The 16247-nt window shown below is 58.3% G+C and carries 13 protein-coding genes; 3 read left to right on the top strand and 10 right to left on the bottom strand.

All coding sequences use genetic code 11. The features are described from left to right. Positions 1 to 26 precede the first annotated feature (26 nt). Positions 27 to 1049 (top strand): ABC transporter substrate-binding protein, encoded by a 1023-nt coding sequence (locus QYE77_RS09760; RefSeq protein WP_315625215.1) that lies wholly within the window; start codon positions 27 to 29, stop codon positions 1047 to 1049. Beyond that, positions 1046 to 1798 (top strand): ABC transporter ATP-binding protein, encoded by a 753-nt coding sequence (locus QYE77_RS09755; protein ID WP_315625214.1) that lies wholly within the window; start codon positions 1046 to 1048, stop codon positions 1796 to 1798. The genes QYE77_RS09760 and QYE77_RS09755 overlap by 4 nt, the downstream gene beginning before the upstream one ends. On the opposite strand, the gene QYE77_RS09750 is transcribed toward QYE77_RS09755, so the two are convergent. The 10 genes from QYE77_RS09750 to QYE77_RS09705 form a co-directional block, all read right to left on the bottom strand. Continuing rightward, positions 1799 to 3406, bottom strand: a complete 1608-nt coding sequence (locus QYE77_RS09750; protein WP_315625213.1) for a tetratricopeptide repeat protein — start codon at positions 3404 to 3406, stop codon at positions 1799 to 1801. Positions 3407 to 3440: 34 nt separating this feature from the next. Beyond that, a complete protein-coding gene (locus QYE77_RS09745) occupies positions 3441 to 4628 on the bottom strand; it encodes a glycine C-acetyltransferase (protein ID WP_399390583.1) in 1188 nt (395 codons plus the stop codon). A 263-nt stretch (positions 4629 to 4891) separates the two neighbouring features. Next, positions 4892 to 7132, bottom strand: a complete 2241-nt coding sequence (locus tag QYE77_RS09740) for a TolB family protein (RefSeq protein ID WP_315625211.1) — start codon at positions 7130 to 7132, stop codon at positions 4892 to 4894. Continuing rightward, complete coding sequence (locus QYE77_RS09735) at positions 7125 to 7700, bottom strand: RNA polymerase sigma factor (protein ID WP_315625210.1); 576 nt, start codon at positions 7698 to 7700, stop codon at positions 7125 to 7127. Before QYE77_RS09735 ends, QYE77_RS09740 begins: the two co-directional genes overlap by 8 nt. Before the next feature lie 326 nt (positions 7701 to 8026). Further along, a complete protein-coding gene (locus tag QYE77_RS09730) occupies positions 8027 to 9664 on the bottom strand; it encodes a helicase-associated domain-containing protein (protein WP_315625209.1) in 1638 nt (545 codons plus the stop codon). A 19-nt stretch (positions 9665 to 9683) separates the two neighbouring features. Next, on the bottom strand, positions 9684 to 10604 hold the full coding sequence (locus QYE77_RS09725) for a diacylglycerol/lipid kinase family protein (RefSeq protein WP_315625208.1): 921 nt from the start codon (positions 10602 to 10604) through the stop codon (positions 9684 to 9686). A 52-nt stretch (positions 10605 to 10656) separates the two neighbouring features. Continuing rightward, complete coding sequence (locus QYE77_RS09720; protein ID WP_315625207.1) at positions 10657 to 11154, bottom strand: YbaK/EbsC family protein; 498 nt, start codon at positions 11152 to 11154, stop codon at positions 10657 to 10659. A 16-nt stretch (positions 11155 to 11170) separates the two neighbouring features. Then, a complete protein-coding gene (gene rlmB / locus QYE77_RS09715) occupies positions 11171 to 11923 on the bottom strand; it encodes a 23S rRNA (guanosine(2251)-2'-O)-methyltransferase RlmB (RefSeq protein ID WP_315625206.1) in 753 nt (250 codons plus the stop codon). Positions 11924 to 11933: 10 nt separating this feature from the next. Next, positions 11934 to 13340, bottom strand: a complete 1407-nt coding sequence (gene cysS, locus QYE77_RS09710) for a cysteine--tRNA ligase (RefSeq protein ID WP_315625205.1) — start codon at positions 13338 to 13340, stop codon at positions 11934 to 11936. Between the two features lie 27 nt (positions 13341 to 13367). Then, positions 13368 to 14444, bottom strand: a complete 1077-nt coding sequence (locus tag QYE77_RS09705) for a PIN/TRAM domain-containing protein (protein WP_315625204.1) — start codon at positions 14442 to 14444, stop codon at positions 13368 to 13370. Positions 14445 to 15173: 729 nt separating this feature from the next. On the opposite strand from QYE77_RS09705, the gene QYE77_RS09700 reads away from it, so the two are divergent. Further along, positions 15174 to 16229, top strand: a complete 1056-nt coding sequence (locus QYE77_RS09700) for a glycosyltransferase family 87 protein (RefSeq protein ID WP_315625203.1) — start codon at positions 15174 to 15176, stop codon at positions 16227 to 16229. Positions 16230 to 16247: the final 18 nt, after the last annotated feature.

Genomic DNA, 16247 nt, shown 5'->3' with positions numbered 1-16247 from the left:
TTTTCAAGAAACGGAGCGTCACCTTCATGAGAGAGTCTCATCCCCGTTCATTCCGCTGGTTCCTGGGCCTAACCATCTTGATTTTGGGCAGCAGCACGCTGTGGGGATGCCGTACGGCGGCAACCGCGCCCACCCTTACCCCCACCCCAACCGCGATTCGCCTGCCGGTGGGCTACATCCCCAACATTCAGTTTGCGCCGCTCTATGTCGCCATCGAGAAGGGCTACTTCCGCTCCGAGGGGCTGGAGGTTAGCCTGGATTACAGCATGGAAACGGATAACGTGGCGCTGGTCGGTGCAGGTAACCTGCCGTTTGCCATCGTCTCCGGTGAGCAGGTGTTACTTGGGCGGGCGCAAGGCTTACCGGTCGTTTACGTCATGGCCTGGTATCGCGATTACCCGGTTGGGGTTGCGGCACCCCAGGGGTTGGGAATACGCACCCCGGCCGATTTGCGCGGGCGGCGCATCGGGCTACCCGGCTTGTACGGCGCCAGTTATATCGGACTGCGCGCTCTGCTCTCGGCGGGAGGCGTGCCCGAGGACCAGGTGCGCCTGGAAGCCATTGGGTACAACCAGGTCGAAGCCCTGATCAGCGGCCAGGTAGATGCCGCCGTGGTGTACGTGACCAACGAGCCGATCCAGTTACGCGCCCGCGGCTACGCCGTGGATGTGCTCCGTGTGGCTGACTATATGGCATTGGTCTCCAATGGACTCATCACCAACGAGCGCACCCTACGGGAACAGCCTGAACTGGTGCGGGGCATGATCCGCGCCATCACGCGTGGGTTACAGGATACGATCAACGATCCCGAGGGTGCCTATGCCATCAGCGAGAAATACGTGGAAAACCTGGCTCAGGCCGACCGCGCGGTGCAAATGGACGTGTTGACCACCTCCATCGGATTGTGGCAGCAAGCCCCGTGGGGCTATAGTGACCCCCAGGCGTGGGAGAATATGGCCCGAGTGCTGCGGGAGATGGGGCTGCTTACCCAACCCCTGGAGATCACCCAGGCTTACAGTAACGCTTACCTGCCACAGGGGCAACCATGACCGAGGTCACCCCACCCGCGCTCGATATCTCTCACCTGAGCGTTAATTTTGAAAACGGCAGTGGGGAATTGCAAGCCCTGGACGATGTGACCTTTCAGGTCTGGCCGCAGGAATTCGTGTGCTTGCTCGGGCCTTCAGGGAGTGGCAAAAGCACCCTGCTGCGCGTCCTGGCCGGGTTGGTGCCGCCTACCCGGGGCGAGATCCGCTTTTCGGGCGATCACCCCCCGCGCATTGGCTATGTGTTTCAGCACGCCAACCTGATGCCCTGGCGCACTGTGATCGAAAATATTATGCTCCCCTTGGAACTGCAGGGGGTCTCCCCACCGGAAGCACGCCGCCAAGCCCAAACATGGGTCGAACGGGTGGGGCTGAGCGGTTTCGAATCGGCCTGGCCGCGCGACCTTTCGGGGGGCATGGCACAACGGGTGGCCATCGCGCGGGCACTGATTCACGACCCTGACCTGCTCTTGCTGGATGAACCCTTCGGCGCGCTGGACGCCCTGACGCGCGAGCGCATGGGCGCGGAATTGCTGCACCTTTGGCAATCCCAGCGCAAGACGGTGCTGATGGTCACACATTCCATCTCAGAAGCCCTGCTATTGGCTGATCGTGTGCTGGTCTTCACCCCCCGTCCGGGACGGGTCAGCCTGGACCTGACGGTGCCTCTGCCCCGCCCACGCAGCGATGATCTGCGCTACACGCTGGAATTTGCCCATCTGGCCCGTCAGTTGCGTCAAGCCATTGGATAATCAAGGATTCAACGCCCAGAAGCGCACCAACCCCTCTTCATCGGCGGTGAGCAACTGAGCACCATCCGGGGTGAAGCGCAGCCCATGGACAGGGCGGGTCGGTCCTTCCAGGCGCTGTTGTAACTGCCCATCGCTCAGCGTCCACACATATACAGCCGGATCCTCACCGCTGGCGGCCAGGCGCTTGCCATCGGGCGCAAAAGCCAGGGCGAAGATCATCCCACTGGGGCCGCGCAAAACGTTCATCTGATTGCCCTCACCATCCCACAGCCAAATTCCTCCATCTTCATTGCCGCCGGCCAGAATCTCGCCGCGGGGCGAATAGGCCAACCGCAAGGTGCGCCCGGTTTCGGGGATGCGGGTGAAGAGGACAGTGCGCGTGCTCAAGTTCCACACCAGGGTGCGACCATCTTCCAGGGCTGCCGCCAGGCGGTTGCCATCCGGCGAGAACGCCAGCGCAAAGACATTGCTCCCTGCCGGTAAGGTCACCGTGGGAAGGCTGTTTTCTTCGCGTGGTACCACCCGCACCTGCCCGCCAGTCTCGGCCAGGGCAATTTGCTGGCCATCCGGCGAGAACGCCAGTGCCGTAACCGGCGCCGTGCTCAGGGTACGGCTCACTTCGCCGCTTTCTACATTCCATAGGCGCGTCGCTGCCCCGTTGGTGACCAGCCAGCGCCCATCCGGTGAAAAGGCCAGGCGCGGCGGGTTGGCGGGGTTTTCCAAGTAGCGCACACGCGCCAGGGTCGTCGCATCAAACAACCCCACGCCGGTCTGGGTAGCCACCGCGATCAGGTTCGCGCGGTTAGACCCATCCAAGGCGAGGATCGGCGCGCCCAGGGCAAGTTGAGGCGGGCCGGCGGTGGGTTCAGGGGTTACCGTTGGCGGGACGGGCGTTTCCGCGGCCACCGTGTCCTGCGGGATGATTTCCTCGGTCGGCATGCTCTCTTCGGTCGGGAGAACGTCCTCGGTAAGCACCACCTCGGTGGTCGCCAAAGGCCCGGTAGGCTCAGCGGGTGGCGGATTTTCCAGGGCTGGGGTTGCGGCAGGGAAAAGCACCGCTACCCAACCGGGCACAGGACTACCCGGCCAAAACCAGAGTGCCACGCCCAGGATAGCCACAACCAACACCAGAATAACACCCCACGCCGGGCGTCCGCGTAAACGGCTGACCCGGCGCAGGGCATCAACCTCCGAGGCCGGCACCTCGTGGTCCTGGCGCACCGAAGAACCCGAAGGCGGTTCCGGCGCAACCGCGGGGGTTGGGGCGGGTGTCGGGCGCGGCGCGGCAGGAGGTGGCGGGGGCGGGGTGCTCTCACGGCGCGACGGCGCCGCCCGGGGTGGGATGCCCCCTGCCGATGATGAAGGCTCTATCCGCGCGCTGATAATCGCCAGGGCTTTGGTGATGTTGGCACTGCGCGGTAGGTGCTTTTGGGCCTCGCGCAGAATCTGCAGGCGCGTCTCATCGTTGGGTTGGGTATCCGCCAGCCACAGCCAGGCTGCCTCGTTGGTCGGCTCGGCGCGCACAATCTCTTCCAAAATTTCACGCGCAGCCGCCTTGTGACCACTGCGGGCCAGTTCAATCGCGCGGATCAGGCGTTCCGAGGGCATAAGACCATTATAGCCCGACTTGTCTTATCCATCCCTAGCCCGCGATCACCCCCAGGCGTTTACCGACGCGGGCAAACGCCTCCAGGCCCCGGTCGAGGTCCTCACGGCTGTGGGCTGCCGAGAGCATGACACGAATGCGCGCTTTTCCCTTAGGTACGGTGGGGTAACCGATGGCCATGGCAAACACGCCCTCGGAAAACAGTTCGCGGCTGAATTGTTGCGCCAGTGGGGCCTCCCCCAGCATGATCGGCGTGATTGGGGTCACGCTCTGCCCGGTATCGAAGCCCAGGCGGCGCATCTCGGCTTTGAAGTAGCGGGCGTTCTCCCATAAGCGATCCACCAGTTCGGTGGACTCTTCCAGCACGTCAATCGCAGCAATGGTGGCCGCCACATCTGCCGCCGGCACTGCCGAGGAGAAGAGGAACGGACGTCCACGCTGGCGCAGCCACTCCACGACCAGGCTGCTCCCGGCGACCGCTCCACCAACCACACCAAACGCCTTGGAGAACGTGCCGACCTCCACATCCACTTTCCCATGCAGGCCGAAGTGATCCACAATCCCGCGCCCGCCTTCACCCAAAACACCCTCACCATGGGCATCATCCACCATCAGCATCAGATCATACTTGCTGCTGATGGCATAGATCTGATCCAGCGGCGCAACATCGCCATCCATGCTGAAGACGCCATCCGTCACCACTAGGCCGCGGCGGTACGTGCCCTGGGCTTCCTGAATTTTTTGCTCCAGGTCGTTAGGATCGCAATGGGCATAGCGCACGATCCGGGCGCCGGAAAGGCGGCAGCCATCAATGATGCTGGCGTGGTTGAGTTCATCGGAGAAGATGACATCTTCTTTGCCCACCAAGGCCGGGATGGCGGCCAGATTGGCGCAGAAACCGGACTGGAAGGTTACCGCCGCCTCGACCCGCTTGAAGGCAGCCAGGCGGCGCTCCAATTCCAGGTGCAGGTCAAGAGTGCCGGCAATCGAACGCACCGCCGCTGGCCCCACGCCATAGCGCGCCAATACCTCGCGCGCAGCGGCCACCAGGCGGGGATGATTGGCCAGCCCCAGGTAATTGTTGGAACAGAAGTTAAGCACGCGCCGACCATCTACCTCAAGCCACGCTCCCTGGGCCGAGGAAATGGTGCGAATAGTGTTATACAACCCACTGGCTTTCAGCGTTTCCAACTCGTCCTGAATCCAAGCCAGGCGTTTGGAAATGTGAACCTCATGCGACGTCATGACTCACCTCGGGAGAAGGATACAAGGGGATAACATTTGACAGGCTTCAAAATCCAAACCCGGTTAGGTAGACCCTACCGCCATAACGATTATAGCACGGTCAAATTTTCTCCTCAGCCACGAAAATGAAGCCGTTTTACTCAGGGTTTTTACGCGATTTCAGGCTTTTCACCCCGCCCAAAAAATAAAAACAGGGGCAGATGACCTGCCCCTGTCCAGTAACACCGTAAGTCTAACCGCGCTCAGGGAACGATGATCCCATTTAACGCACCGCTGATGCCGGGAATAGCATACCCCTCACACGTGGCCGGGGAAATCAGGTAAAGCGCCCCCTCAGGCGCTTCCTCGGTGATTAGACTGACGCCCAGGAAGCGTCCCGTCTTCTCCCAGGCCAAACCATTGATGGCTATTCCGAGTGGCGCCATGATCAATCGGGCGGGCTCCCCATTCACGGGTTTAAGGTAGAGACTACGATTATCGTCTCCACGGTACGCTATCCATTGACCATCTGGTGAAAGAACAGCCATCGGCGCCTTGCGCGAAGACCGTTCCAGGGTGAAGAGATCGGTGGTGATCCCGGTCTGTAGATCTACGGCTCTGAGCAGAAAGCCTTCAGCATGGCCGGGAATCGTGTAATAGAGACGCGTCCCATCGGGTGACCATCCCGCAATGCTTTCGTAGCCCAGGTTGGAAACTTGCTGCATTTGATGATCCATGAGCCGAAGGACAAAAATCCCATATTGCCCATTGGCATTAACGCCGGCAACACGTTGTGCATCGGGGGACCAGGATAAACTGTCACCGAATTGACCGGGGATCACCGTCGTTTCACCGCTGGCCAGGTTTTGGATGACCAGTCCTTCCTCAGTTGCATAAGCGAGATGGTCGCCATCCGGGCTCACCGCAGCGCGCGCACTGCCCTGAACGAGAATTTGCGATTGGGCCACAGTTAGATCGGCACGCACAATCTGCATTTGGGGATAGGTTTGAGAGACAATGACGGTGCCTTTCAGACTTGAGGGAGGATTGGGAAGAGTAGCCAGGGTGTTGGCATCCAAACAAACCTCTGGGGAAGAGGTATCCCTCGCCCCTGATTGCACCGACGAGGGCGTCCAGGTTGTAGACAAAAGAGGGGTGGCCTCCACCTTCCAAAGGTGGGTGATACGGAGATTCAGATGACCAACCGGACGTTGAGTGAAACTGAGGCTCTTCCCAATTCGTCCCGAACCATCACGTCCGCCCCCACCGCCTATAGCCGAAGCCCCTTCCACTTCAACGCTCAAGTCGTAAAGGCCAGGGTCGTTCGCCTCAAAGAGGAAGGTATAGCCTTCGCGTGAATCTGCGGTCACGGACACCAAACGAATGTGGAAGCGATCAAGGGTGAACTCCTGATTTAAGGTCCAGGTCTGCCCCGGTTGAGGTACACCCCCCAAATCTAACGGAATGACCACGGGTGCCGGGAGCGCAATTTCGGTGATAACGCTGCTCGGAAATTCAAGCGTAATCGGAAACTCAATGCCCTGGGCCTTGAACTGTAAAGCCCATGGGATGCTTCCGGACTCCATAGAATCATCCGGGGGTTGGACGTCGTTGGGATAAGCATAAGGCACGTTATGACCCCGCGCATCTGTAACCACCGGCCCAGCGGTGATTTCCAACCATTTCCCTGCAGGAAGACTGGTGCGCACCGTCCCCAACACGATGTAGCCATCCCCGGTCTCGATAACCTTCTCCACCCGGACCTCGGCCTCTGGGGATTGATCGCCCTGAATCATTGAATTCGGGGTTAGGGTTGGCGTGGGGCTACCCGGCAAGGTTGGGGTGGTCAAATCCACGACCGGCAGAACCGTAAAATCAGGCGGTGCCGGCACAAACCGAAGCGCTAACTGCCAATTGGAAGGCACACGGCCGGGAAGCGTGTTGAAAATACATGGCAAGACAAACGTTGCTTCATTCACGTCCGGCGGAATAGGTGCTTCTAATGCCTGACGTGTTCCATCGGGCAGGATCAAATAAGGGGGCTCGGTGCATCCCACAACCCGCTCGTCTGAAGGATAAGCGGATAATGGCACACCGGAAACACCATAATCAATGCGGGTTTCGGTAGCCGTGAGAACGGCCTGATTCACCGCCACAGTGATCCCATCTTGGGTCAGGCTGACCGGCTGCGCCAAAACCCGTAACGGAGCGCTGGTTTCCACCAGACCAAAACCCGGAACATAACCCAGAAACTGTTGAATGGCAGCATAAACGCGTTGTGGCCCGAAAATAAGCGTGCCAAACGCTATGGTTAGAATAACCAAGCCTATTAGAACCCAGGCCGGACGCAGCCTGAAGGCATGAAATCCGGATGGCCTGGCTTGACTGGCGCGGTTTATCAGGTCCAACTCCAACCGCGCAACAAAATCACTGCGGATCGACGGGACGTTAAAAGCGCGCCGAATCTCGTCTTCGAATTGGGTGGGAAGATCATGGTTACTCATAATAGACCTCCATTTGAGCCTGCAAGCGAGCCAACGTTCGTTGCGTGGCTTTTTTAACCGCCGATTCACTCCGGTGGAGTACCTGGGCCATCTCTGCGTAGGTCATCTCACCCAGGAACCGCAACCGCAGTAATTCACGTTCTTCCTCAGGAAGATTGGCGATAAGTTTTGACAACGTAGCCACGCGTTCCGAATGAATGACCTCTGATAAAAGGTCCCGTTCATTCGAATCGGTCAAATTTTCCATGAGTGGGGTAGATCGTTGGCGACGAAAGTAATCCATCACTTTGCTGCGCGCAATGGCGAATAACCACGCCGCAAACGAACCGTTGTTTCGAAACCGGGGGAAATTTTCCAGAGCGCTCAAAAAGGTTTGTGCCGTCAGATCCTCGGCTTCAGGCACTTGCCCAACGCGGCTGTAGATGTAACGAAAAACTCGTTCGACATATTTACGGTACAGAAGACTGAATGAAGATGGATCCCGCTGGGCCAAATGGATGAGAAAAACATCATCATGAACGGTTGGATCAACAAACTCTCCAGGATCAGTCAGGTCACGATCATTCATTTAGTGCTCCTAAGGGTTTCCAAAGATGGGTATCGGCTGACGTCAAGCCTCACAAGTTAAGACGGATAACATTGGGGTTGGGGACATTTTAAATTAGTAAAAACTGCCACATTGGATCAAAACCATCGCATACCCCCCTTGGCGCCTTCAAAATACAGGAACGATTATTTTACGGCATCGGCGAACAGGTGGTTAATGCCTTTGCGGAACCCCGGTTCGTTTAGAATTGAAGCCAGTCGTCGGGGTGGATTCGTCTTTAACTTCGGGGTTCTTGCTGCAGGCTCCTGCCGATCTACGCCAACGCTTGTTTGACCTGTGATCCGGCTTTACCCCTCGATCCTCACCTCGGTCAGGTAACCCTGCTCGGCGAGGGCACGGCGCAGGCGATCCACCTGCCCGGGCCGCACCAGCGCCAGCGTGGGCGAGAGCACTTCCGCCAGGTAACGCACCGCCGGCCCGCGGCGCAATTCAGCCAGTATCTCCGGATGATTGACGCGCAGCAAGATCACCCGCTCAATCCGCGCCGACGTGCCCTGACGTTCCCAGCGCTGCAGGGCGCGCACCAGCATCGGCGGTAAGGGCGTTGCGGCGTGTTTTTGCAGCAACGCCAGCAGGTGCTCCACTTTCAGCCCCTGCTGACGCGCCCGTTGTAGCGAAAGCGGGGTAAGGCGATAATGATACCCCTGGGCATCCGCCGACAGCCACTCCCCAAAACGGGCAATCTGGTAACGCAACCAGCGCGGGGTAAGTGGCGGCAAGGTGAGCGTGGCATCGCCGCGCACCATAATCTGACCGTTTTCCTCGGCCAGACCCGCCGGCGGCTGATCGGCGAGCAATGCCCCGGCCCAGGCCGAAAAGCGAAACGCCACCGCCGGCGCATCGGGGGCAGGGGATGCAGCGGCGAGATCCAACAGCCCCAGCCAATGCAACGGCCCGGTGAGGATAAAACGCACCAGCGCGCCATCCACCTCATCCCAGTGGGCAAAGCCGCGCAGGAACTCTTCACTCCCGGCGCGGCGGATGAACCAGGAATCGTAATCCCCTGCCGGGCGCTGGAAATCGGGAGAGTGCTCGCGCACGGCGGCCACAAAATCCTCAATCCGCCACCAGGTAGGTGTCGGTGGCAGGCTGGTCAAAAGATTGAGCAATGCATCGCGCGCCTGCACGGGGTCGTTTTCCCATTGTCCGTCAAAAGCAAGGTGAGAGAGCATGCGCAGTTCGTTGAAAGTGCGGCTCGTGCGCCAGGCTCGGAAGAGCAGGCGCAAGGCTTCACCCCGCGGCGCTTGTAAAAAGCCCTGAATGGCTTCCGGACGGGGGCGCTGATCGCCATCCAGCAGTCCGGCGCTGGATAAGAGCGTCGTCAGCGTTGCGACGGGGATCTCCCCCAGGGTTTCCGGCAGCGGCAGACCACTACGCAGTGCCGCCAGCAGGGTGCAAGCATGATCGAGGATAGCATCCGTCGCTAACCGCGGGTGCGCCGCCTCGGTCGGTGACGCGGGGGGCAGCATAAAGGTCGGCGAGGTGGTGCCTTCGTGTTGCAGCCAGCGCAGCCATTCATCTGGAATGTACACGTATTCCTGAGGTTCGGCTGAAGATGCGGTCAAAAAAGCCTGCCCGATCAATGCGCGATACCAAAGCACTTCGGCAGGTGAGGCCGGGTTCAGATCCGGACGTTCGCGTTCGCGCTTTGCCGCTCCCATCGGGCGCACGTCGCCATAACGACGGCTGAACGCGGCTCGCGGCATCCGCCCACCCCGTCCGACCAATTCGTCCAGTGCCTCGCGCGCTTCCGGCGGCAGGGATTCGATCATTTCCCAAAACAGCGCCTCATCGCACAAAGCCGCACTCAGGCGCCGCGCAGCACTGCGCTTATCGTTCTCTTCCAGGTCTATGCCCCATAGCCCCGCTATCAGGCGGAGTAAACTCAGGTCATACCCCTGTAACGTGTGGTGTAAATCTGGCATCGCAGGTTATGAATGTGGTTCAGTGGGCGTGGACGAAGCGGATCGCCCCAGGAATAGATTCTACACTCAGGCGGCGAATGGTGGAATCGAAACCGGCATAAATTTCGCCATCGGTATGGATGTAGAGCGGGCGATCGGCTTCCAGGATAAGGTGACGAAACGCCCCATGGCACGTATAGGGCAAGTGATCGTGCTTGCCCCGAATGAAAAAAGGCAGGGTATAAAGCATTTTAGGACGGGAGATGGTGCGCACCCCCACGTAATCAATCTGACCATCGGTCGGGCTGCCCTGCGGCGCCATCCAGAACATCCCCCCTTGGCGCCGACCGTTGCATAGCGTCAGCATCAGTAGTTCCTCTTCCCACACTTGACCATCCGTCTCCAGGCGGAGATGATAGGGTTGGTGGTTGAGCAGAATGGTCTGCAAAGCCGCCACCAGATACACCCCCAACCCCCGCAGCGCCCCACGCACCTGCCGGGTGCGAATATTGACCACGGCATCAAAACCGATGCCCAGGGTATTGGTCCAATATTCACTGTGGCCGCGGTCATCATAGATGCGGGCGATGTCGGTCGGGCAAGTCCTGCCCTCCAAAGCCTGCTGCAGCGCTTCCAGTGGGCGTGGGCTGATCCCCAGGCTGGCGGCAAAATCATTCCCCGAACCCACCGGCACAATACCCACCGCCGGACGTTCTTCCGGCGGCAAAGCCATCAACCCGTTGACTACTTCATGGACGGTACCATCACCCCCCATGGCGATAATCCGCTCCACGCCCTCTGCCGCGGCTTCTTGCGCCAATTTGATGGCGTGTTGGTAATAGGCCGTCTCCCGCCACTCGGCGCCGTAATGGTTGGTGACCAACGGACGCAGTTGGGCCGCCAGAGACGCCGCCCGCCCGTAATTCGCTTTGGGGTTACAAATGAAGCACACAGCAGCCATGCTCAGCATCCTACGGAAGAAGGGTTCTGACTATTATAACCCCCGGCCCGAGTTACCGATTTTTCACCCGTATTACCTGCGCTGCCGTGATGCGGTGTAGATCCGTCGGGGCAATGGGGAAGACAGCATTGGGGGTGCCGGCAGCAGCCCACACTTCGGCGTATTGCAATAAATCCTCGTCCATAAAGGTGGGGATCGGAGTGGCGTGACCCAGCGGCGGTACCCCACCGATGACGAAACCGGTCGTCGCACGCACAAAATCGGCTTCGGCTTTCTCCAACGGCTCGCCCACCTGGGCCGCGGCCACGTCTAAATCCACCCGGTTAGCGCCGCTGGTCAGGATGAGCACGGCCTGGCCGCTCGTTCGCCCGCGAAAGACCAGCGATTTGACGATCTGCCCCACTTCACACCCCACCGCCTCAGCCGCTTCCTGCGCGGTGCGGGTGGAAACGGGCAATTCGATCACCTCAATGGTCAAGCCATGTGCCTTGAGTGCAGCCTGAACGCGTTGCGCCGCCGGGCTGAGCGGAGAAGAAGTCCTTTCGGTCATTGGTCACCTCATGGCTTTAAGAGGATGTGGTAGCGCGATTCTGACGCGCCAACAGGCACAGATAAAGCGCAATGGAACCGGCCACGGCCGCATTGAGCGAATCTACCCGCCCACGCATGGGCAAACGCAGCAAGTAATCACACTGGCGGCGCACCAGCGGGCGCATGCCTTCCCCCTCACTCCCCACCACCAACGCCAGCGGTGCATCCAGGGGAAGGGCCTGTGGGGGCAGAGCCCCAGGGTTAAGATCCAGGCCCACCACCCATAGGCCGGCCGCCTTCAGCCGCTCCAGCGTCTGGGCCAGGTTGGCACGGGCGATGTACAAATGCTCGCTGGCACCCGCCGAGGCATGCACTACCGCCGGCGTCACGCCTACACTGCGCGCCAGCGGCAGAATCACACCATGAACACCCACCGCCTCGGCCGTGCGCAGCAGACTGCCCAGGTTTTGAGGATTTTGGATCAAATCCAGCCCCAGGATCAGAGGCGGCTCGCCCCTGGCGCGGGCGTGGTCAAGGATGGCAGATACATCGCTATAAGGATAATCTGCCACCTGCAAAGCTACGCCCTGGGGGTTCTCACCCAACGAATCAACCTGGGCGCGAGGTGTTGTTTCCACCGGCACGCCTTGCGCTTGAGCCAAGCGCAAAATCTCGGCCAAGCGTCCTTTGATCTCTGCCCCTTGTGCCAGGCGCAAGCGGTAAACCTGGCGACGCTGAGCACGCAGAACTTCGTAAACGGGATTGCGCCCGGTGATCCACTCGCGCATGGGCGTTCGACTACGAAGTTTTCCAGCGCCAGGTCGTGCCTTCGCGCGAATCCTCGAGGATCACCCCCAGTTCGGCCAGGCGATCGCGGATGCGGTCCGAGAGCGCCCAAAGTTTCTGTTTGCGCAGTTCGGTACGCACCTCGACCAGGAGATCAATGAACGGCTCCGCTGCACTGGGGGCGGCAGCAGGTTCTTCCAACGTCAGGCCGAGGACCCCCGTCAGTTCACGCAAAGCGGCCTGAGCCGGGGCAAGTTGTTCATTGGTTGCGCCCTCGCTCCGCGCCTGGTTGATCGCTCGCACCAATTCGAAGAGCGCTGCCAACGCCCCGGAGGTGTTGAAATCATCATCCATGGCTTCAATAAAGCCCTGGCGGGTGGCTTCGATTTGCGCTTGCAAAGCCTGCAAGGTGGCTTCGGGGGCGCCTGTGGCATCGGGCAGGGCCGGGCGCAGAGCCGAACGCAAACGCTCCAGTGCGCGCTCGCTTTGCTGCACCACCTCATCGGTATAGACCAGGGGGCTGCGGTAGTTTGAGTTGAGCACCATCATGCGCAGGACGTCCGCCGGGTGCTGGGCGAGGAACTCTTCAATGGTGATCAGGTTGCCCAGGGATTTGGACATCTTCTCACCGCCCAACTGCACCATGCCGTTGTGCACCCAGTACCGCACGAACGGCTTCCCGGTCAGGCTTTCGCTCTGGGCAATCTCGTTCTCATGATGTGGGAAGATCAGATCGTTGCCTCCTCCGTGGATATCAATCTGCTCGCCCAAGTGGTGCAGGTTCATCGCCGAGCACTCGATATGCCAACCGGGACGGCCCGGTCCCCAAGGACTGGGCCAGGCCGGTTCGCCGGGTTTGGCGGCTTTCCACAACGCAAAGTCCATCGGGTGCTCTTTGCGTTCGTCTACCTCAATGCGCGCGCCAGCCTGCATCTCCTCCAGCCGCCGCCCGGAGAGTTTGCCATAATCGGGATCGCTGGTGACGCGGAAGTAGACATCCCCATCCACGACATAGGCGTGTCCCTTTTCGATCAACCCCTGGATCATCGCGATGATCTGGTCAATTTCCTGAGTGGCGCGCGGGTTGACCGTTGCCGGTTTCACGTTAAGCGCCTGCAAATTTCGACGATAATCCTCAATATAACGTTCAGCCAGACGGAACGGATCTTCGCCCAATTCCTGAGCGCGGCGGATGATCTTATCATCCACATCGGTAAAATTCATCACAAACTTCACTGTGTAGCCACGGTATTCCAGATAGCGACGGATGATATCAAAAACCAGAGCCGACATCGCATGCCCGATGTGAGCCTTATCATAAACGGTGGGGCCGCAGACGTACATCCGCACCACGCCGGGCTCCAGGGTTTCAAATGGCTCTTTCTTGCGCGTTAGGGTGTTATAGATGCGTAAGGTCATCCCAATCAACTCCTACGGTAATGTCGCCTACTCCAGGCGTGCGAAAATCATCCGTCCAGCCGACGTCTGGAGGACTTTGGTAACCACCACATTCACTTGTTGATTGATATAGTCTTTTCCGTTTTCGACCACCACCATGGTGCCATCATCCAGATACCCTACACCCTGACCCGGCTCCTTGCCCTCCTGAATGATGCGAATCGAGAGCATTTCACCGGGGAGCAGGGCTGATTTAACGGCGTTTGCCAGTTCATTGACGTTGAGCACCCGCACCCCTTGCAGTTCGGCCACGCGGTTGAGGTTGTAATCATTGGTCAGGATCGGACAGCGCAACTGTCGTGCCAGGATGACCAGTTTATCATCCACCTCCCGCACCCCCTCGACGTCAATATCGGTGATGCGCACCGGCACGCCGCCCGGTTCCTTCTGCAGTTGGGCCAGCACCTCTAAACCACGCCGCCCGCGCTGCCGCCGCAAACTATCCGAAGAATCGGCAATATACTGCAACTCATTGAGCACGAAGCGCGGGATGAGCAGCGTGCCGGGAATGAATCCGGTGCGGGCAATGTCGGCAATGCGCCCATCAATGATGACACTGGTATCGAGCAGAATGTTGCGGTTCTCATACCAGGATTTCGGTGCCTCTGCATCGCGCGCTGCCCCTTTGGAGAAGCCAGAGAAGAGGTTGAATAGATCATGTTGACGCATGACGAAGACCGTCACGCCCAGGTAGCCGAAGACCAGGACGCCGACAAAGGGGAGCACCTCACCCAGGGGCGAGGGCAAGCGCGAGAGCGGAAAAGCCAGCAGCGCGGCAATGATCAAACCGGCGATAAGTCCAAAGAGAGCGGCAAAGAGCGTTTGCGCCGAGACGCGGGTCAGGGTAGAACGCAGGGCACGCATGGGGCGTGTGGTGAGATAAGGGGTGAGGATAAGTCCGACCAGAGCACCGACCAATCCAATGGTGAGTGCATACTGTTCAACCGAAAACGGGGATGGATTAGGAACCGCATTGGCCAACTGCCCAAGTTGGGTGCCCCAAATAACGCCAATGATACAAAAAACAACCATGCCAATGAGACGAGCAATAAAATCGGCGCTCATGAATGACTCCTTTCTAGATGATTCGATTGTTAAGGTGCGAAACCAGCAATAGATCAAAAGATGAAGAAGATAAGTGCTTATGTATCTAAATCATAGCATGCTCAAGAAGTGGCGTCAATGATAACGCCAAGGTTAAAGGATGTGCAGCGGTTAATGGGTCACCGGATAACGATCTGCATCGGCAGCGTATAGATGGGGAGGCATGATAACGCCACCCCGTGCCGGATGTCGTGCTCATTCAATGGCCCTGGATCATACCAGGGCATGTTCAGGCTGATGTAATTCCAAAGCGTTATCGAAGATGCTAGCGGTAGATTTCGGCGGCGCGAGCGATCTGATCCCCCTTTACCGCCGCACCCAGATTCAGGCGTCGTTTATCCCCGCTCAGTGTGGAAACCGGTGAAAGCGCAGCCGGGCTTGGCATGAACGGAATTAAAGGCGTAGACAGACGCTAGAGGCTGAAAGACGTGCTGCGCCAAGCACAACCAGGACCAGAAGAAAACTGCGCCGATGATTCGCCATGAAATTCTCAATAAGATGAACCTCTTATCAAAGACAAGCCACTCAAAAGGGCGATTCTGATCAAATTGGATGGTTTCTAAATCAACCCTGTCATCGAGAAAGACGCCATCGGCATCGGTTAAGTATTGAGAAGGCGACCACCTTAAGTCAATGTATGCACGGGGCGATATAATATCTTTATCGTCAAAAACAAAAGGGGGCTGTGGTATGACTCGCCCAGCGGGTAATGCCATCCATATTCATGCTCAAATGATAAGTCAAAGATTATCCCAGAAAATTCGACTCACTGAATGGTTAGGGGTGATTCTGGCCTTTGCCATTTTGGCAGTATTCGTTTTGCATCAAAGCGAAGCGGTTTATCCCGTAGATCTGAAGAACTACCTCGATGCCGAAAGGCATACTCTTCAAAGGTACTATTACCTCCCCATTTGGCTACCCATGTTTGAACTCCTGGCAAGGTTGCCTCTAAACGTCGCATGGCTCATCTGGGGGGTGTTAAATATTCTGGGCTTTTGGTTCGCCTGGCGGGTATTTGGTGGAGGGGTGTGGGCTTGGTTTACGGCGACTCTATTTTTTGTGATCTTTTATGGGCAGATTACCGGGATCTTGGCGGCTGGAGTTGCAGTCTTTTGGATGGCTTTGCTGCACGATCGGTGGTTACTGGCAGGAATCGGTGCCTGTATTGCCCTGACCAAGTATCAATGGGGCCTTCCTCTGTTGATTATCCTAGCATTTCTCGCCCGGCGTTCTAAACGCACATACTTCTTGACCACATGCGTTACATTCGCCATCATCGGGATTTTCCTGAGCCTTTATCCAGAGTGGTTGAGCACCCTCGGTACCCGCTACAGTCTTCAACCTCCCAACGACCAGGCCAGTATCTCCTTGTGGCGCTATGTTGGCCCGGTTAGTTTAATCCTTTGGGGAATTCCTTTCCTACTTCCACTCAACGACGTTAAACGTTTAAACTTGCTCTTCCTTTCCATACCGCTGGTCACTCCTTATTTCCAACCTCACGATTTATTAGTCTGGTTTGCCTTCCCATTAGGAATATGGCCCACTTTATCTAACCTGACGTTTGTGATTTTGCCTCATTGGGGCCTTAGTGGGTTGCGCTGGCTGGCGCTGATCCCACTTATGCTTTATATTTATCATCTGGTTCATCCTTCAGGTTCGATGTCCCTATTGCTCTTGAACCCTGCTAGTTCGGTAACCGCAAGGGCCTTCGTTGACCCAGGTTATACTTTAGACGTCCAAGAATAAAATGGGGAACTTTTTACC

Origin of the sequence: Thermanaerothrix solaris, from assembly GCF_032334255.1 — a bacterium.
Taxonomy (GTDB): domain Bacteria; phylum Chloroflexota; class Anaerolineae; order Anaerolineales; family Anaerolineaceae; genus Thermanaerothrix; species Thermanaerothrix solaris.
This window is presented reverse-complemented; position numbering and strand designations above follow the sequence as displayed.

Excerpts from the sequence above, each read along its gene's own strand:
- QYE77_RS09760 (WP_315625215.1), top strand. The coding sequence starts at position 27 with ATGAGAGAGTCTCATCCCCGTTCATTCCGCTGGTTCCTGGGCCTAACC.
- QYE77_RS09755 (WP_315625214.1), top strand. The coding sequence starts at position 1,046 with ATGACCGAGGTCACCCCACCCGCGCTCGATATCTCTCACCTGAGCGTT.
- QYE77_RS09750 (WP_315625213.1), bottom strand. The coding sequence starts at position 3,406 with ATGCCCTCGGAACGCCTGATCCGCGCGATTGAACTGGCCCGCAGTGGT.
- QYE77_RS09740 (WP_315625211.1), bottom strand. The coding sequence starts at position 7,132 with ATGAGTAACCATGATCTTCCCACCCAATTCGAAGACGAGATTCGGCGC.
- QYE77_RS09735 (WP_315625210.1), bottom strand. The coding sequence starts at position 7,700 with ATGAATGATCGTGACCTGACTGATCCTGGAGAGTTTGTTGATCCAACC.
- QYE77_RS09730 (WP_315625209.1), bottom strand. The coding sequence starts at position 9,664 with ATGCCAGATTTACACCACACGTTACAGGGGTATGACCTGAGTTTACTC.
- QYE77_RS09725 (WP_315625208.1), bottom strand. The coding sequence starts at position 10,604 with ATGGCTGCTGTGTGCTTCATTTGTAACCCCAAAGCGAATTACGGGCGG.
- QYE77_RS09720 (WP_315625207.1), bottom strand. The coding sequence starts at position 11,154 with ATGACCGAAAGGACTTCTTCTCCGCTCAGCCCGGCGGCGCAACGCGTT.
- rlmB (WP_315625206.1), bottom strand. The coding sequence starts at position 11,923 with ATGCGCGAGTGGATCACCGGGCGCAATCCCGTTTACGAAGTTCTGCGT.
- cysS (WP_315625205.1), bottom strand. The coding sequence starts at position 13,340 with ATGACCTTACGCATCTATAACACCCTAACGCGCAAGAAAGAGCCATTT.
- QYE77_RS09705 (WP_315625204.1), bottom strand. The coding sequence starts at position 14,444 with ATGAGCGCCGATTTTATTGCTCGTCTCATTGGCATGGTTGTTTTTTGT.
- QYE77_RS09700 (WP_315625203.1), top strand. The coding sequence starts at position 15,174 with ATGACTCGCCCAGCGGGTAATGCCATCCATATTCATGCTCAAATGATA.